At 70.7% G+C, this 18,289-nt stretch carries 11 protein-coding genes; 5 read left to right on the plus strand and 6 right to left on the minus strand.

Annotated features, from left to right (window positions below; genetic code table 11):
* Nucleotides 1–79: 79 nt before the first annotated feature.
* From ACTJJP_RS14810 to ACTJJP_RS14820, 3 genes are all read left to right on the plus strand, one after another.
* The gene (locus ACTJJP_RS14810) at nucleotides 80–1,759 is read left to right on the plus strand and encodes a glycoside hydrolase family 13 protein (protein ID WP_440775741.1); all 1,680 of its coding nucleotides are present in this window, start codon (nucleotides 80–82) and stop codon (nucleotides 1,757–1,759) included.
* Between the two features lie 41 nt (nucleotides 1,760–1,800).
* On the plus strand, nucleotides 1,801–2,802 hold the full coding sequence (locus ACTJJP_RS14815; RefSeq protein WP_440775742.1) for a LacI family DNA-binding transcriptional regulator: 1,002 nt from the start codon (nucleotides 1,801–1,803) through the stop codon (nucleotides 2,800–2,802).
* Between the two features lie 217 nt (nucleotides 2,803–3,019).
* Nucleotides 3,020–4,366 carry a polysaccharide biosynthesis tyrosine autokinase gene (locus ACTJJP_RS14820; RefSeq protein ID WP_440775743.1) on the plus strand — a complete coding sequence of 449 codons (1,347 nt, stop codon included), beginning with the start codon at nucleotides 3,020–3,022 and terminating at the stop codon, nucleotides 4,364–4,366.
* Here the strand turns inward: ACTJJP_RS14820 and ACTJJP_RS14825 are convergent.
* The 5 genes from ACTJJP_RS14825 to ACTJJP_RS14845 all read right to left on the minus strand — a co-directional run bounded on the left by ACTJJP_RS14825 (nucleotide 4,295) and on the right by ACTJJP_RS14845 (nucleotide 10,291).
* Nucleotides 4,295–5,812, minus strand: a complete 1,518-nt coding sequence (locus ACTJJP_RS14825) for an O-antigen ligase family protein (RefSeq protein WP_440775744.1) — start codon at nucleotides 5,810–5,812, stop codon at nucleotides 4,295–4,297. The genes ACTJJP_RS14820 and ACTJJP_RS14825 overlap by 72 nt on opposite strands.
* Nucleotides 5,809–7,083 carry a lipopolysaccharide biosynthesis protein gene (locus ACTJJP_RS14830; protein ID WP_440775745.1) on the minus strand — a complete coding sequence of 425 codons (1,275 nt, stop codon included), beginning with the start codon at nucleotides 7,081–7,083 and terminating at the stop codon, nucleotides 5,809–5,811. Before ACTJJP_RS14830 ends, ACTJJP_RS14825 begins: the two co-directional genes overlap by 4 nt.
* Nucleotides 7,080–8,363, minus strand: coding sequence for a hypothetical protein (locus ACTJJP_RS14835; RefSeq protein ID WP_440775746.1), 1,284 nt, complete (start codon nucleotides 8,361–8,363; stop codon nucleotides 7,080–7,082). Before ACTJJP_RS14835 ends, ACTJJP_RS14830 begins: the two co-directional genes overlap by 4 nt.
* On the minus strand, nucleotides 8,360–9,493 hold the full coding sequence (locus ACTJJP_RS14840) for a glycosyltransferase (protein WP_440775747.1): 1,134 nt from the start codon (nucleotides 9,491–9,493) through the stop codon (nucleotides 8,360–8,362). The genes ACTJJP_RS14835 and ACTJJP_RS14840 overlap by 4 nt, the downstream gene beginning before the upstream one ends.
* Before the next feature lie 144 nt (nucleotides 9,494–9,637).
* Complete coding sequence (locus ACTJJP_RS14845; RefSeq protein WP_440775748.1) at nucleotides 9,638–10,291, minus strand: Pr6Pr family membrane protein; 654 nt, start codon at nucleotides 10,289–10,291, stop codon at nucleotides 9,638–9,640.
* Nucleotides 10,292–10,550: 259 nt separating this feature from the next.
* Between ACTJJP_RS14845 and ACTJJP_RS14850 the strand changes: the two genes are divergently transcribed.
* Both ACTJJP_RS14850 and ACTJJP_RS14855 read left to right on the plus strand, forming a co-directional pair.
* Nucleotides 10,551–11,534, plus strand: a complete 984-nt coding sequence (locus ACTJJP_RS14850) for a glycosyltransferase family 4 protein (RefSeq protein WP_440775749.1) — start codon at nucleotides 10,551–10,553, stop codon at nucleotides 11,532–11,534.
* The gene (locus ACTJJP_RS14855; protein ID WP_440775750.1) at nucleotides 11,531–12,520 is read left to right on the plus strand and encodes a glycosyltransferase family 2 protein; all 990 of its coding nucleotides are present in this window, start codon (nucleotides 11,531–11,533) and stop codon (nucleotides 12,518–12,520) included. The genes ACTJJP_RS14850 and ACTJJP_RS14855 overlap by 4 nt, the downstream gene beginning before the upstream one ends.
* Before the next feature lie 27 nt (nucleotides 12,521–12,547).
* On the opposite strand, the gene ACTJJP_RS14860 is transcribed toward ACTJJP_RS14855, so the two are convergent.
* Nucleotides 12,548–17,953 carry a FlgD immunoglobulin-like domain containing protein gene (locus tag ACTJJP_RS14860; protein ID WP_440775751.1) on the minus strand — a complete coding sequence of 1,802 codons (5,406 nt, stop codon included), beginning with the start codon at nucleotides 17,951–17,953 and terminating at the stop codon, nucleotides 12,548–12,550.
* Between the last annotated feature and the right edge of the window lie 336 nt (nucleotides 17,954–18,289).

An 18,289-nucleotide genomic window follows, 5' to 3' on the forward strand; every position in this document is an offset into this window, starting at 1 on the left:
CACACCCACACCCGCACCCCGCACCCCGCACCCGCACCCGCGCGCACCGACTGCAAGCGCTTGCAGTAACGTTGTCCGCATGACTTTCACGCAGGAAGACGCGCGCGCCGACCTCGCCTCGGCACCCGGCTCGGAGTGGTGGCGTACCGCCGTCATCTACCAGATCTACCCCCGCTCGTTCGCCGACGCGTCGGGTGACGGCCTGGGCGACCTGCCCGGCGTCACCGCGCACCTCGACGACTTGAAGGACCTCGGGGTGGATGCCATCTGGCTGAGCCCCTTCCAGCGGTCACCGCAGAAGGACGCGGGCTACGACGTCGCCGACTACCGCGACGTCGACCCGATCTTCGGCACCCTGGCCGACTTCGACGAGATGCTCTCGGGCGCGCACGAGCGCGGCATCCGGGTCATCGTCGACCTCGTGCCCAACCACTCCAGCGATCAGCACGTCTGGTTCCAGGAGGCGCTGAAAGCCGCGCCCGGCAGCCCCGAGCGGGCGCGATACATCTTCCGCGACGGCAAGGGCGAGAACGGCGAGCTCCCCCCGAACAACTGGGAGAGCGTGTTCGGCGGCGGCATGTGGAAGCGCGTCACCGAGGCCGACGGCACGCCCGGCCAGTGGTATCTGCACATCTTCGACGAGACCCAGCCCGACTTCGACTGGACCAATAACGAGGTGCGCGCCGAGTTCCGCGACATCCTGCGCTTCTGGCTCGACCGCGGGGTCGACGGGTTCCGCGTCGACGTGGCGCACGGCCTCATCAAGGCCGAGGGCCTGCCCGACTTCACGCCCGACCCCGACGGCGGATCGATGGGCGGCGACGCCGAGGAGGTCCCCTACTGGGGTCAGCCCGGGGTGCACGACGTCTGGCGCGAGTGGCACGAGGTGCTCGCCGCGTACGACGGCGACCGCGCGCTGTGCGCCGAGGCATGGCTGCCCACCGTCGCGCAGACGGCGCTGTGGGTGCGGCCCGACGAGATGCACCAGGCGTTCAACTTCCACTACCTCGAGACCGACTGGGATGCCGCGGCCCTGCGCGCCGTGATCACGGATTCGCTCGACGAGTACGGTGCCGTCGGCGCCCCGAGCACCTGGGTGCTGTCGAACCACGACGTCGTCCGCCACGCCTCGCGCCTCGCGCTGACCGCCGAGAACCCGCAGGGTGCCGGTATCGGTCCGAAGTCGCCCGGCAAGCCCGACCCGGTGAAGGGTCTGCGCCGCGCCCGCGCCGCGACCTCGCTCATGCTGGCCCTCCCCGGCTCGTCGTACCTCTACCAGGGCGAGGAGCTGGGCCTCCCCGAGGTCATCGACCTGCCCGACGACGCCCGTCAGGACCCGACGTGGTTCCGTACGAACGGTGAGCGCTACGGCCGCGACGGCTGCCGCGTCCCGATCCCCTGGACCGCCGACGGCCCCGCACACGGCTTCAACTCCACCGGCGAGTCGTGGCTGCCGCAGCCCGCCGAGTGGGCCGAGCTCGCGCACGACGTGCAGGTCGACGACCCCGCCTCGACGCTGACTCTTTACCGGTCGCTCCTCGCCGAGCGCCGCGTCCGCGATCTCGGCGCCGGCCACATCGACTGGCTCGACGAGTACAGCGACGACGTGGTGGCCTTCCGCAACGGCTCGCTTTTGGTGGTGGCCAACCTCGGCGACCAGGCCGTCGAGGTGCCCGCCGGTGAGGTGCTCATCGCGAGCGGCCCCCTCGACGGCGACCGGTTGCCGACCGACACCACCGTCTGGATCGCCGGGGCCTGAGCCGCGGCATCCGGGAACGCTCCACCGGAGGACGTGAGACCGTGGCAGGAATCGACGACGTCGCCCGTGCGGCGGGAGTATCGACGGCCACGGTCTCGCGGGCGCTGAGCGGGCGCGGTGCGGTCTCCCGCGCGACGCGCGAGCGCGTGCTGGCCGCCGCCGGGCGACTGGGATACGTGGTGTCGGCTGCCGCATCGACCCTCGCGACCGGCCGCGCGCGCGCCGTCGGCGTCGTCGTGCCGTTCCTCGACCGGTGGTTCTTCAGCACCGTCCTCGCGGGCATCTCCGACGCGCTCGTGCGCCGCGGCTACGACATCACCCTCTACAGCGTGAGCGCCGATCCGGCCGAGCGGCACCGCGTCTTCGACGACCACCTGCGCCGACGCCGCATCGACGCGGTCATCACCGTCGCCCTCGAACTGGATGCCGAGGAGTCGGCGTCGCTGCGCGGACTCGACGTGCCGATCGTCGCGATCGCCGGGCCCCACCCGCTGCTGACCACGCTCACCGTCGACGATCTGGCCGTGGGGCGTCTGGCCACGGCGCACCTGCTGGGGCTCGGCCACCGCCGCCTCGCCCACATCGGAGCGGATGCCGTGGCATCGGCCGCCTCGACGGTGCCGGCCCTCCGCCGCCGCGGCTTCGAACAGACGCTCGCCGACGCCGACATCGACGCCCACGGCATCGAACCGGCCGACTTCACCATCGACGGCGGATCGCGCGCGGCGACGCGCCTGCTCTCGTCCGACGATGCGCCCACGGCTCTGTTCGCGGCATCCGACGAGATGGCGATCGGAGCGATCCTGGCCGCGCGGGAGCTCGGTCTGCGCGTACCCGACGACGTCTCGATCATCGGCGTCGACGGGCACGAGCTCGGGCGCTGGTTCGGCCTGACGAGCATCGATCAGTTCGCGCGCGGCCAGGGCGAGCGCGCCGCAGAGGTGGTGCTGCGCGCCCTCGACGGCGCCGAACCGGCCCGGGGCCTGGGCACTCTTCCGTTCGAGCTCGTGGACCGCGGGTCGACCGCGCCCCCGACGCGCTGATCCGCCCGCCTCACCGCGCCGCGCACGGTGACGGTGACGGTGCCCGCGCGCACCGCCGTGTCCATTGCGCGTCGTATTCTTTCGAATTGCCTTCAATGAAACGGTCTCGTCATGGGGCGTACGACATAATTGTGGGAAGTTCCGACCCGTTCTGCCAGATCCGACTGCGTGTCATTCGATGCGTATACGAATCATCGAATCGACAGGAGTCGCACACGTGGGGATACGCGAATACGGACGACTGATTCGTAAGGGCTGGCTGACCATTTCGATCTTCGTCGCCGTGGGGTTGGCGGCGGCGGCGGCGGTCACGGTCACGGCCGTCCCGGAGTATCGGGCGCAGACCACCGTACTGGTGTCGCTTAGCACCGTCTCGAGCCAGTCGAGCACCGACGTGGGAGCCTCGTTCACCAGCGCTGCCGCGCGCGTCCCCTCCTACGTCGCCCTCACCACCTCGGCCTCCGTGCTCGAGCCCGTGATCTCTCAACTCGATCTCGACATGACCGTGAGCGAGCTCGCGGCCGAGATCACCGCCGCGCCCATGCCGAACACGGCGATCATGACCATCGACGTCGTCGACGCCGACGGGGAACGTGCGGCGCAGATCGCCGACACGGTGGCCGCCAGTCTCACCCAGTACGTCGAAGAGCTCGAGGGCACCTCCGACGGCGGCCCCAGCCGCGTCAACCTGCGCCTGCTGGAGTCCACCCCGGTGCCGAACGCCCCCCTCACGCCCGACCTCCCGGTGTACCTGCTCATCGGCGGCGCGACCGGACTCATCCTCGGTGTGGGCATCATCGCACTGCGTCACCTCCGCGACGGGCGCATCCACTCCGCCGCCGACGTGACCACGCACACCGACCTCGCGGTCATCGAATCCGTGCCGTTCGACGCCGGTCTGCGCAAGGGACCCGCCGTCGTCGACGAGGACGGCCCCGCAGCCGAGTCGTTCCGGATGCTGCGCACGACCCTGCTCTACGGCACGCCGTCGGTGTCGCGCGTTCTGTTGGTGACCTCGGCTCGCGAGGGCGACGGCAAGAGCGTCGTGGTCGCGAACCTCGCCGCCGCACTGGCCCAGGTCGGCCGTTCGGTGTTGGTCATCGACGGGAACCTGCGCTCCCCCGTGATGGTCGACGTCTTCTCGACGCCCCGCGGCGCGCCCACCCTCGTGCAGCTGCTGAACAGCGCGGCGCTCCCCGATTCCGCGGCGCTGGCACGCACCGCCGACGGCGTCAGCGTCCTTCCGGCCGGCCGCACCGCGGCGAACCCGAGCAACCTCATCGGCACCGCCGCCATGGAACGTGTGCTGTCCCAGCTGGCCCGTCGCTTCGATCACGTTCTCATCGACTCGCCCGCCGTGCTGGCGGCCACCGACGCGGTACTGCTCAGCAAGCTGGCCGACGCCACGCTGCTGGTCGCCGGCGTCGGCGTGTCCGGTGCGGCCGACATCTCCACGGCGACCGACCGGCTGCGCACCGTCCGCAGCGACGTCCTAGGCGCTGTCGTCTCCCGGGCCCCGAAGGCCTCGCCGGCTCCCCCGGCGCCCGTCGTGCCCTTCTCCTGACGCGCCGGCGAGCTCCCGGCGTCGTCGGCTCGGAGGGGCGCTGTCGAGCGTCGCTCCGCCCGTCTCGGCGGCGTCTGTCGGCGCCGCGGTCGGCACCGCCGCCGTCGCCGTCGAGAGGCCGCCGGCCCGCGAGAGCGCACGGCGTGCCACCGGACGAGAGGGCCCTCCGGCGCGCGCGGCGACCACGCCCATGCCGCACAGGATCCACAGGGTGTAGGCCACCGGGCCTTCCTGGAGCGTCGGAAGCACGGTGAAACTGACGATCGAGGCCGCGATGACCGCCGCGGGGAGGAAGCCGTCGAGGGTGCGCGCACGCACGCCGCCCTGGAAGAGGTAGACCAGCAGCACGCCGAACAGCAGCATCACGAGAATGCCGGATTCGATGGCGAGGAGCAGAAAGAAGCTTTCCACCAGAATTGCGTCGCTCGAGTAATTCAGGGCCCGTGGCCCGACCATTCCCAATCCATATCCGAACGGGTGCGTGACGAGGAACGGGATGTTCTCGAGAAGGCTGTCGCTATGCCCGATCAGCGAAGGGTCGGCGATATGCGAGACGACCTTGTCGATGAACAGGTACAGCGTGATCCCCGCGACACCGGCGGCGGCCACGATCGTCAGGAAAGCCCACGTCATCTCGGGACGCGAACGGAAGATCGCCCACGACACCAGGGCCGCCGCGAGCAGGGCGAGGCCGATGTAACCGCTGCGCGACTGCGTGAGATAGATGGCCACGAGCGGAAGCACGGTCAGACCGGCCTTCAGCCACAGGGGCCAGCGCGGGCGCGTCCACAGCACGGCGAGCATCATCGTCGCCACCGCGGCGCTCTCGTTGGGGGCGGTGTAGGGACTGAATCCGCGCGGCACGATGCTGCCGGCGACGAAGAGCGAGGAGGGGAAGGGCTCCCCCTCGGGCACCGGGAAGACCCCGAGGGTGAACAGCCACTTGAGCCCCTGGCTCCACGTCACGATCGTGGTGATCGCGGCGATCTGCGCGACCACGACGAAGACGGTCGCCAGGATCGGCACGTGCCGGCGATCGAGCACGGCCGGCGTGACGATGAGCGCCAGGAACGGCAGGAAGTCGTTGCGCCACCCGTAGGCCGCCTGAGTGAGGCTCGAGGTCCACGCCCCGGAGACCAGCCCCAGCGAGACGATCATGAGCACGATCACGACGATGGGCACGGGCACGCGCCGGATCCGCCCCGTCACGATCACCAGGATGAACAGGCCCAGCAGGAGGGCGTCCTTGATCGCGCCGAACGCGGTGGCCGCCGACCCCTTGAGGAACGCCGAGGTCACCCCGTTGGCCGGCAGCACGAACGCCAACAGCAGGATGCCGAGCCACAGCACCCCCAGCCCCGACCAGCCGTGCGGCGCGATCGCCGACACGATGCGGGAGCCGAGCGGCGCCCGGCCCGTCTGCACGGCTGTCGTGGCTGCGGTCACATCGTGCCGCCTCGACCGGTGAGGCGGCGCACGACGAGCATCGCGTCGGAAGGACGCGGCACGATCGTGCGCACCGGGGGGCGGATGGAGAGCAGCATCACGGTCAACGCTATGACGACACCGCTCGCGTTGGCGATCGCCGCGGCGATGGCGCCGAAGATCGGGCCGAAGCTGAACAGCAGGACCAGGCACGTGACGAGTCCGGAGGCCTGCGCGATGGTCAGACGCACACCCAGGTTCTGCGCCGAGAGGACTTCACCGGCGCTGACGGCCACGACGACGAACAGCGAGCCGAGGATGGCGAACATCACCGCCGGCAGGGCGTCGGTGAACGCCGCGCCGAACAGCAGCGGAACGCCCCAGGGGGAGACGACCGCGAGGAAGATCGCCGAGGCCAGCCCGACCACGAAGGCCGAACGGATCGCCTCGCCCGTGGCGCGGACACGACCGCGGCCGCTCGAGTGGGAGATGTCGGAGAAGACGGGGGCGGCGACCGCGTGGGCCAGGAAGACGGGAAGGGTTCCGATGGTCACCGCGACGGAGTACAGCCCCGCCTCGTGCGAGCCGATCAGGGGCAGCATCAGCACCTGGTCGAGCCGCTGGTACGCGGCATCCGAGGCCTGCGCCCCGTAGAAGGTCGAGCTGCCGCGCAGCAGCGGCTTCCACGGAACCGGCTTCGCCCGGTGGGTGCGATTGAGCATCGCGCCGAGGAGGGCGGTGGCCGCGGATCCGATGACGTTCGCCCAGATGACTCCGGCGACGCTCATGGCATCCATCAGCGCCAGCACCAGGATGCCGCCGACGTACACGATCGGCTGCGTCGCCTGCAGGAGCGCGACCGCTCCGAAGCGCCGTTGGGCACCCACCACGCCGATGTCGATCATCCAGCAGACCATCAGCGGTGTGCAGGCCAACGCCACGACGACCGCGACGGCGGCGCCCGTGTCGAAGCCCGAGAACAGGGTGGACACGGCCAGCCACGCCAGCAGTCCCGCCGGAACCACCGTCAGCAGCGCCAGCCGACGAGCCGTGCGCACCGCGCCCATCCCCCCGTCGGCCAGCACGCGGCGGCGCACCTCGAACGGCATCCCGAAGGCCAGCACGATCGGCACGAGATACATGGCGGCGAGCGCCGAAGCCGTCTCGCCGCGGCCGCTCGGGCCGAGCGCGTGCGCGATCAGCGGCGCACTGATCAGGCCGAGCGCCGCGACCGACAGCCGCGAGCCGAGCATCGTCATCGGCGAGTTGAACACCCGTGTCACGGCGCTCACGGACGTCTCCCCGCCTCTGCGGTCGTAGCGATCATGTCGTGCAGACGTCGGTCGAATCCGTCGAGGTCGAACACGCCGGTCTCATCGCGGACGATCACGTGCAGGTGGTCACGGAGGGGCGCCACCTCGATCCACACGCCCAGCGGCAGGTGCCGATGCGCCGGCATACCACCCACGAAGGTATCGGCCTCCACTCGCGGCATCAGCGCCTCGGAGACGGCGACCTCGGTCGTGGGCAGTGAGACGTGGATCTCGAAGGGGATCCGCGGCGCGATCGGGCTCGAGCGTCGCGTCGCGAGGGGGTGTCGCACGGCGCTCTTCAGCGCGATCAGGGTGGTCGCGAGCAGCCACGCGATCGGAACGCCCGACTTGTTCGCCGCGGAGATGCGCTCGGCCATGGCCGTCGCGCTCCAGTCGTCGGCGAGCAGGCGCCCCATCGGCACGGACGGGGAGAAGTTGCCCTCGGCGTCGAAGCCCTTCGCCACCCAGCGACGGGCGTCGACGGGGACGACCACGCGGAAGTCCATGGGCTCGCGCTCGCTCTCGCGCAGGCAGCGAAGGACGAGGCTGGCCGTCTTCACCGACAGGGGCGGGCGCGCCGGTCGGCGTCCGTCGATCGCCTTCTCCGGCGTCAGCGCGATCGTGCGCACCGACTCGGGCGTCAGCACCATCGACACCGTGCGGGTACGCGCGAGGGAGTCCGCGATGGTGAGCGTCTCGGAGAGCTGATAGCCGGTGTCGGTCTCCGCCGTCCGCGAGCGGAAGGTGTCCCGCGCCGACCGGATGCCGGCCACGCCCCGCAGTCCGAACCGCTTCATCGCCGCGCGCAGGGGCGCCTTCGCCCACGGCACGGCCGGAATCTCGTCCGCTCCCGGAACGCCGATCTTCTCCACGACCAGACTCACGACGGCGGTGGCCCCGGTGCCGTCGAACAGGCTGTGCGGAAGCGCCAGCGCCAGCATCCCGTCGTTGACGAAGAGGCGCACCGGAAGCTCGCCGGGCACGAACTCCGTCTCGAGGACGCGCGCGGCCAGAGCCGCGCGGTCGAGGACCGTCCCCACCGTCTCCAGAGCATGGGCGCTCGCCGCGAGAGCCGTGGGCCGGTCGACGCGCCTCCACCTTCGGCCGCGGGTGCGCAGGCGCAGCAACGTCGCGCCGCGCGGGGAGCGCAGCACGTCCTTCAGCGCGGTGAGCGCCCGCTCGGGGGTCAGACCGGAGAGGGGGCCGAGGATGTAGCAGATCGTGAGGTCGTCGTAGCCGAGGTTGCGCAGCCCGGTCATGCGCGTCCCACGCCGGCGAACACGGACCGCCGTTCGGAGATGGCGGTGAGCAGAGACCGCTCGTACGCGGCGTGGACGGACTCCCACGAGTAGGCCGCCTCCGCGCGCCGCTGCGCCCAGTCGGAGAGGGACTGCTGGCGGTCGGGGTCGTCCATCAACGCCAGCACGGTCGCGGCGATGTCATGCGGATCGGGGGTGACCAGCACTCCGGCGCCGTCGAGCACTTCCCGGTTGAACACGGTGTCGCGGGCCACGATCGGGGCGCCGCACGCCATGGCCTGCACGAGAGCGGGGTTGGTGCCGCCCACGCTGTGCCCGTGGAAGTACGCGCCGGCGTGCTGCCACAGCGAGTGCAGACGACGATCGTCGCTGACGTGGCCGAACCAGCGCACGCGAGCGTTGGAGCGGGTGAGGGCGACGACGGCCTCGTCGATCGGACCGCCGTAGCCCGACGAACCGACGATCACGACGTCGCGCGTCCGCGCGATGTTGCGTGCGGCCTCGATGAACTCCGGCACCGTGTTCTCGGGCACGAACCGGGCCACCAGCAGCGCGTAGCCGCGGTGGGTGAGACCGGGCTCGACCGGGTAGTCGGGCGGAACGTCCCCTCCGTACGGGATGACGTCGCCGTCGCGACCGAACTCCTCGCGCCAGCGGGTCTCGATCGAGCTCGCGTCGTAGATGATGCGGTCGGCGTAGCGCGCGGTCCAGACCGCCCCCTGGTGGAAGACCTTCTTCGCGGCACGACCCCACTTGGCCCTGTCCCACTCGATCCCGTCGACGTTGACGACGGTGGGGATGCCGCGCTGCCTGAGGGAGGGCAGCCAGAAGCCGTTGGCGCAATTGAGCACGAGAGCCACATCGGGCTTCCTCCGCGCCGCGTCCAGGCTCGCCGTGAACCCGTACGACAGCGTGCTGAGCGACTTCGTCTCCACCCCGCCGGTGATGCGACGGATCACCCGCGGGTCGAGGTCCGGGTCATCGTCGACGGTCGTTCCCCGCCGACCGTAGACCGTGACGTCCCACCCTTGTTCCGCGAGGTAGGGCGCCAGGCGGCGCACAGCCGTCTCGAATCCTCCGTAGTAGCTCGGGTATCCCCGTGTTCCGATGATCGCGACAGACCTGCTCAAGCCTCTTGTCCCCCCCGATGAATGCGCACCGCTGGCCTCTAGCCTGCGACAGGAATGTCCCATACGTCGAGCATCGGCCGGGAAGCGAAATAAACCAGACCGGTTTGCGGATACGACCGCCCCGTCCTGTTGCGGCGGCGACGCTCAATCTATCGCCCGCAATCGGCGTTCGTGCGAACGTTGTGTAAAGAACACCGCCACACCCACAAGGAAGAAGCAAGAGATGATGAGGACGGTCATCGCCACCGCTCGCGCGGGACCCGCCGGACCGACCGGATCGAGGAATTCGTAGACATACTGCCCGGTAAACGCACCGCGGACATTCGTGAATACGAACCACAGGACAGGGAAAACCAACACCAGAAGGGCGCCCCCGACGGGGGCTCGGCGCTCCGGCGAAAAGACAATCCACTCGACCACCGCCAGAGCGGGGATCACCACGTGCAGCAGCACCGAGGTCGGGTTGAGTTGCGCCGGATCGGTGATCACGACGGGGCCGTAGATGCCGAGGAACAGCAACGACATGCTCACGAGCGTCGCGACGTTCACGCCGCGCATCAGCGCGATCCGCGCGGCGCGACGAGCGTGGGCGCCCTGGCCCCGTCCCCCGGCTCGACCGACGGCCCGCCGGCCGCCGCGCCAGGCGTGGGCTCCGGCGATCGCGAAGGCGACGATCGAGAGGATGTTCGTCTGGGCCGTGACCGAACTCAGGAAGTCCGCGGTGGCTTCGAAACCCGACGCGGTCTGCGCGGTGTGGATGGCGATGCCCACGGTCACCGCGCCCGTTGCGGCGATCACCCAACGCGAGAATGCGACGACCTGATGGGATGCCAAAGATTCTCCTGACGACGGGTGACGTGAGTCCTGCGGCGGACGATTGCGTTCTTCTGTGTTCGGTACAGTCTGTCTGACAAACCGAGATCGCCTTCGAGACAGGGGTTCTATGCCCGACGACAAAGTGCCGGGGCGCAGCCTCAGGGTGCTCTTCGATGGTAGTTGGTGGGTTGACGGCCCTTTGGCGAATCGCGAAGTCCAGCGTGAATTCATTCTCGCCTGGATGCGAGAATTCCCCGATGACTCGGCGATCATCTGCGCGCCTATCGCCGATGTCGCGACGGTCCAGCGAGAAGTGGGTCGTACCGCGCGGGTGATCGGCACCCGGATACGACCGCACGGGGTCGGCGTCATCCTCGAGCTGGCGCTCCGGGCGGCGCGCCTGCGGCCCGATGTCACCCTCACCCACAACTTCACGCCGCTGTACGGGCGTTCCGCGGTGTTCGTGCACGATTTCCTGTTCCGCACCGATCCGCAGTGGTTCACCCGCGCCGAACGGGCGTACTTCTCGTTGATGCCCGCCACGATCCGTCGCGCCGACGTCGTGCTCACCAGCACCGCATCGGAGGCCCGGCGCATCACGCGGACCTCGGCTGCGACGAAGGCGACCGCGGTGGGGCTGGGGCTCAACCGCTCGTTCGAGAACGCGACGCCCCGCCGGCCCGCAGCCCTGGGAGAGGTCGAGGGGTTCCTCCTGACCGTCGGCAGATTGAACGCCCGGAAGAACCTCGCCACGACCATCCGCGCGGCGCGGGAGTCGGGCGCGGCCACGCCGACGTTCCCGTTGCTGGTGGTGGGTGAGAAGTCGGGCCTGGGCGCGTCCCTCCCCGACTCGGTCGAGGCCGCCCTCGCCGACGGCTCCGTCCGCCTGATGGGGCGCATCGACGTCGAGGAGCTGCGCTGGCTCTACGAGAACGCCGCCCTCTTCCTCTTCCTCACCCTCGACGAGGGATTCGGGATGCCGACCCTCGAGGCGCTGGCCACCGGCGCCCCGCTGCTGGTCAGCGACATCCCGGTGTTCCGCGAGATCCTCGGCGATCGCGCCACCTTCGTCGATCCGCGCGATGTCGCCGCGGTGGCGGCATCCATCGCGGCTCTGATGGCGGCGCCCCGACCGCCCGCCGACGCCACCGCGGTGCTCGAGCACTACACGTGGGAGAACGCGGTGCACCGCATGCGCACGGCGATCGTGGAGGGCGCACGATGAGCGCCCGACCCGCCGTGTCGATCATCGTCGTCACCTACAACAGCCTCGGCGTGATCGGCTCGTGCCTCGATGCGCTCACCCGCGACGGCGAACCCCCGGCCGACACCGAGGTGATCGTGGTCGACAATCTCTCGACCGACGACACCGTCGCCGTGCTTCGCGAGGGCCACCCGTGGGTCCGCGTGATCGAGAACGACTCCAACGCGGGGTTCTCGCGCGCGGTCAACCTCGGTGCGGACCACGCCGCGGGCCGCCACCTGCTGCTGCTCAACCCCGATGCGCGCATCTCGGCGGAGGGTGTCGCGCGCCTGTCACGGTTGCTGGATTCGGATCCGTCGATCGGCGCCGCCTCGCCCGTGCTCGAGAACGAGGGCGAAGAGGTCGTCATCCTCGCCGCCGGCCACGCGCCCACCGTGACCCGGATGTTCCTGCACCAGTCGGGGCTCTCGCGCCTGGGCCGCCGTTGGAGCGCACTCGAGGGCCACTACCTCTTCGCCGCCGACGTGCGCGAGGGCGTGCGCGACGTCGACTGGGTGAGCGGCGGATGCCTCATGGTCCCCCGCGACGTGTGGCGCCGCGCCGGGGGCCTGACCGACCGCTGGTTCATGTACGCCGAGGACGTCGAGTTCTGCCTGCGCCTGCGCGCCGCGGGGCTCCGCGTGATCGTCGACGCCGGCGAACGCGCCCACCACGCGCTGGGCGGGTCGTCCAGCGGCGTCGAGGGGTCGGTCAACACGGCGTGGATCGTCAACCTCTTCGACCTGTACGGGTGGCGGATGGCGCGCACGGGGCTGCAGCAGCAGCTGTGGCGCGCGATCGTTCTCGCCGGGATGCACGGCCGGCTGTGGTGGTTCCGCGCGGCCGCTCGCCGCCGTCACGACCCGGAGGCCGCCGCCGCGCAGATCCGCCGCTTCGGCATCTACGCGTCGGCGCTGCGCCGCGCACCGCTCACGCGCGAGCGGGAACCGTTCTCCCGGTCGCTGTGAGCGTGCGCGACGCCTCCGGCACCCCGCTCAGGTGAGGGTGAGGGGCAGGTTCACGATCCTCGCGCGCCCGTCGGCCGTGGTGAAGCTCAAGCGCACCGTGTACGCGCCGGCGGGGGCGACGGCGTTGCTGGAGGTCCGTCCGTTCCATTGCAGTGTCTGCGCCCCCGCGCCGAACCGCTTGCCCGAGGCCAGCGTCCGCACCACGGCACCCGAGGAGTTCACAACGCTGACCGTCGCCACGCTCGCCTCCCCCGAGATCCAGTCCACCGTCACCGTGCTCCCGCGGGTCGTGGTGGTGGGCGTCACCCCGGGCGAAGAGGTCAGGAAGGTCGGCGTCGAGGTGAGCGACACCGACGCGCGTCCGTTCGCCACGGCCACCGGCGCCAGGCCGTTCTGCGTCCAGACCGCCGCCGACCCGCCCGAGACGGGCACCGCCACCGACGAGGCCTTGGCCGTGTAGAGCGCCTGCACGGTGCCCGCCGAGGTCTGGAGCACCGTTCCGTGGAGGTTGACACCCGAATCCGCGGTGAGGTCGTCGAACGAGATGTTCCCGGTCGACACCCCCGACGTGCTCTTGTAGACGAAGATGTCGGTGACCTTGATGGGGTAGTCCCAGACGCCGTCACCGTCGCCTCCCGAGCGGGTGTAGTTGGCGTTCAGCCCGTCGGAGAAGAGGGTCATCTTCGTCCAGGCGGGGCCCACCGCATTGCCCACGAGTCCTTGGAAGGTCTCGCCGGTGGCATCCTTGATCTTCACGTAGATCGGGCTGGCGCTGTTGTCGCCGCTCACCCACACCGAGACGGCGGTCGGCTGGCCCGAGAGCGTCTTGTCGGTCTGGATCTGGGCCCCCTGCGACGACCCCGAGAAGGTGTACGACAGTTGCAGGGCACCACTGCCGGCGTAGACCGTCGAGGTGGTGCGCAGCGTGGCCGTCCCCCCGTTGATCGCCGATGCGGCATACCCGCTGGCGGATGCCATGTCGTCCACGCGGGTGGGAGCGCTCGTCGCGCTGACCCCCGCGCGACCGACCGCCGCACCGTCGGCCAGCACGGCACCGACCTCCTTCAGCGCGGTGTACGACGGCTTCAGCCGACCCGACCTCTCGGTGACCGCGTAGGTATCGAGGAAGGACTCGGGGTCGTCCCCGCCGACGAGGTTGTACCAGGCGATCCCCCGGATGCCGCGGGCAGCGGCATCCAGATAGATCCGCTTCAGGTACGCCGCCTGATCCGCCTCGCTCGTCGCCCCGGCGCATTGGGTGCACGTCGACCAGCTCACCTCGGTGATCCACAGGCCGCGGCCGGGTGCGTTGCGGTTGAGGAACGCCTGCGCCGCGTCGAGGTAGGTCGGGATCGCGCCCGTCTCGGGCGCCCCGTCGACGGTGTACACGTGGATCGCGAGGGCGTCGTAGGAGTTGCCCGCGCCGGCGGCGTGGACGCCCTGCATGAAGGGGTCGTTGAACTGATCGAGCCCGCCCACGAGCACGGTCGCGGTCGGGTCGACCGCCTTGATCGCGTCGTAGGTCGCTTTCAGCAGAGCGCCGTACTGCTGCGCGGTGGCGCCGCCACGCCAGTAGTACTCGGTGTTCGGCTCGTTCCACACCTCCCAGACGCGCACGCGGTCCTTGTACCGGGCCACCGTCGCCGCCGCGTACGCGGCGAAGTCGGCGTTGTCGGCGGGCGGGTAGTACTGCGCCTCCGCTGCCGGGGTTCCCGCCGGCGCCGAAGACGCCCAGGGCGCAGAGTACACGAGCTTGCCGATCATGTCGACGTTGCGCGCCCGGCTGATCGCCACCGCCTGGTCGAACTTCGCCCAGTCGAAGTACCCCTTCCGCGGCTCCACCCGCTTCCACTCGAACTCCTCCCGCGCCCAGCGCACCGAGGCATCCTCGAGCAGCGCCGCCTGACGATCGGCCTCGGCCGGGGCGTCCTGCTCGGTGAGGAAGCTGTTGATGCCGCTGATCGACGACGGGGAGGCGACGGTCGGTCGGGCGGAGATCCCCGTGAGGTAGGGCTGGGCCGCCTGCGCCGCGGACGTGAGCGTCCCGTCGGGGGTGGTGTCCCACGCGAGGCGGGCGGAGACGCTTCCCGTCATGCCGACGCCGGCGTCGTCGGTGCCGTCCCACGGCACATTCACCGCCCCCGCCGCCGCCGCGGTGCCCGCGACGGTGCGGGTGCGCCCGCTGTTGTCGCGGAGCGTGAGGGCGTAGTCGCCGGGAGCGCCCGCGGTGAACGAGACGGTCGTGCTTCCGGCGTTGGCGCGAGAGAAGCGCGCCGCGCTCGAGGTGGGCAGGGTCCAGTTCTGATCGACGACCCGCAGATTGTCCAGCACCGCCGTTCCCGTGGCCGGGGCGGTCGGACCGTTGCGCACCACGACGACCCGCACCAGAGCCACCGGGTAGTCCAGGACGCCGTCGTCGTTGCCGAGATGGGTCGTCGCTGCCGGTGCGCCGAGATCGATCGTGGCGGTCGTCCACCGCGAGAGGCCCATCGCCGCGACGCGGTAGAAGAACATCTCCCCGGTGGCATCCCGCAGCTTCAGGTACACGGTGTTCCAGCTGCCATCCCCCCGCAGATCGACCTTCACCGCCGAGGCGGGCGAGCTCAGCAACGCCGTCGGCGTGGTCGCGGTCTCGATCTCGGCATCCATCGACGACACGTCGTAGGCGATCCCGAGGGCGCCCGAGCCCTGCGTCGCCTGCGTCGAGGTGCTCGGGGTGACGGTGCCGGAGGCCGAGATCCACGTGTCACCGGCGGTTTCGAACCCGTCGGCGAGGGTGGCGTCGGTGTCGGTGTGAGCCAGGGTGAGCAGCAGGGGGATGCCGCTGCGCGACGCCGTGGACGCCACCGTCGACGCCGGTGCGGCGTCGTCGTGCGCGAACGTGGCCCGCACGTCGCCGCGCATGGGGGTGCCGGCGTCGTCGGTTCCGTTCCAGGCCACCGAGACGGGGCCGGCGGCCTGCGCGGAGCCCGCGAGGGTCTTCGTGCGACCCTCCTGGTCGGTCAGCAGGATGCTCCAGTTGCCTCGGCCCGCGGCCGAGAACGACAGCGAGGTCGCGGGCGAGGTCGGGGTGTAGAACGACGTCGCCGCCTGCGGCAGGGTCCACCCGGTCGCCAGCGTCCGCAGGTTGTCGAGCACGACCGAGCCGGTCGCCGGCTGATTGCCGTTGCGCACGACGATGAACCCCGACATCTGCACCGGCAGATCGAGCACCTTGTCGCCGTTGCCGCCCTCGATCAGCGCCGCCGGGGCGGTGAGGTCGACGTCGATGGTGGTCCACGCGGTCGTCCGCATGGCGTCGAGGCGGTAGGTGAACACCTCGTCCGCGGCGTCCCTGACCCGCACGTAGACGGTGTTGTAGGAGCCGTCTCCGCGCATGTCGACCCGCAGGCCCGTCGCGGGCTGGGCGACGACGGTCGCCGTGGACGTGCGCACGGTCTCGACCAGGCCGGACGACACGTCGTAGTCGATCCGCTGGGCGAAGGCGCCCTGGGTCTTGGGCGAGCTCACCCGTGTGACGGATGCCGTCCCCATGGCGACCCGCCAGGTCGACGCGGCGGCCTCGAAGTCCTCGGAGGTCTGCGCCGTCGCGGTCGGGGCCGCGGCGACGGTCAGCAGGGTGGGCGTGCCCGCTCGCGCGGGCGTCGCCGACCATTCCGCATCCGCGGAGGAGTCGTGTTGCAGGGTGCTGCGGATCGGGCCCTCCATCTCGACGCCGTCGCCGGCCTTGCCGTCCCACTCCACCTCGACGTCGCCGGCGCCGTCCGCCCGGCCGGAGATGCGCCGCTCACGGCCCGCCTGGTCGCGCAGGTCGATGAGCCAGTTGCCGGCCGACGCGGCGTCGAAGTCGAGGGTGGCCGTCTGTCCGGCCTCGGGTGAGAGGAAGTCGACGTCCGATCGCGGCATGCTCCAGCCGCTGCGGACCACGCGGAGGTTGTCCAACAGCAGCGAGCCGGTCGTCGGCTGCTCGCCGTTTCGCACGACGAAGAATCCGGAGAGGGTGAGGGGCATGTCGGGAACCCGGTCGCCGTTGCCCCCCTCGACCAGCGCCGGTTCCTGGGTCAGATCCACCGCCACCGTCCGCCAGACCGCATCGCGCATGGCGTCGACGCGGTAGGTGAAGGCCTCCCCGGTGGCGTCGGCGACCCGCACGTAGACGGTGTTGAACGTGCTGTCGCCGCGCATGTCGACCTTCAGTGCCAGCACCGGGGAGTCCGACACCTCGAGCGGGGCGCTGCGCACGACGCTCACCATGCCCTGGCCGAGGTCGTAGTCGATGCTCAGCGCATCGTCTCCCTGCGTCCGGCGCACGTCGCCGGATGCCGCCGCGGCCCTGCCGATGCTCGCGGAGCCGGTCGTCACGCTCCAGCCGTCCGCGCCGGACTCGAAGCCCTCGATGAGAGAGGTCGCACCGTCGTCGGCCTCGGCCACGGTCAGCAGCGTCGCGACGCCCACCGTGAGCGCGGGGCCCGGCACTCCGCCGGGGGCGGCCGTGTGGCGGAAGACTCCGCGCACCTGACCGGTCATCGCCTGGCCGGCGTCGTCGCGCCCGTCCCACGCCGTCCGCACCGTACCGGCACCGTCCGTGCTCCCGGCGAGGGTCCGCGTCAGCCCGCCCTCGTCGATGAGCCGCAGCTCCCACTCTCCGGGCCCGGCCGCATCGAAGGACACCTCGGCGTCGGCACCCTCGCGCGGGTCGAAGAACGAGGGGGATGCTGTGGGCAGGCCCCACCCGGTCGTGACGGCGCGCAGGTCGTCGAGCACGAACGTCCCGGTCGGGGGCTGAGCCCCGTTTCGCACCACGAGCATCCCGGCCACCGTCAGCGGCGCGTCGAGCACGCCGTCGGCGTTGCCACCCTCCCGCGCGACGGGGGTGCCGGTGAGGTCGACCGTGTAGGTGTGGAACACCGAGTCGCGCATCGCGTCCACGCGGTGGACGAAGGTCTCTCCGCTCGCGTCGCGCACACGCAGGTACACCGTGTTGTAGGTGCCGTCACCCTTCATGTCGAGGGTGAGGGCGGTCGTGGACGCGGGGATGGCCGGCGCGGAGGCCGCCGGGTAGGCCACCTCGCTCAGGCCGTCGGTGACGTCGTAGGCGACCGCGAGTGCCGCCGCGCCCTCGGTGGCGTCGGTCGATCGAGACGGGGTGGCCGACCCCGTGATCGTCGAGACGCGTGGAGTGGCGTCATCGAAGGCGTCGACCGACACGTCCGTCTCGGCCGCGGCGGCGGCCGTCGGGACGCTGACCGCGCCGGTGAGGACCATCAGTGCGACGAGCGCCGTCGACACCGATGGAGCTCCGGCCACGCGTGCGAGGACCGCCGGGGCGCGACGGGCCGCCTCGCGATGGCCGTCGCCCTCCCGATCCCGCCCTTGTGCTGCGCCGCGCAGAGAGACTCCGCGCATGCTGTTGCGCCACGGCTGCTGCCTCATTTCCCACTCCGTTCGCCACACCCGATACCCCGTGTACGGCACAAAGTATTGGCTGGAAAGGGCGCTTTCAAGCGATTCCGAAGGCCAACACGGCGGCCAATGTTTGCGTTACCATTCTTTGTCTCGTCTCACATTTTCCGACGACTAACCGGTTCGTACTCTGCTCTTTTCTCCGGTGTCTTGGAATGGCCTTCCGTCTCTTTTCACCCGCCGGTTCGCCTGCCGATCGACCTCAATCGCGGGCGGCGGCGCGTCCGAGGAACACCCGAAGATGCGGGCGAGGGACCTGCGCGATTCCATCCCGCATCGGAGCACGCGGGCATTCCGCGTCGTCGC

Origin of the sequence: Microbacterium sp. 22296, assembly GCF_052045385.1 — a bacterium.
Classification (GTDB): Bacteria; Actinomycetota; Actinomycetes; order Actinomycetales; family Microbacteriaceae; genus Microbacterium.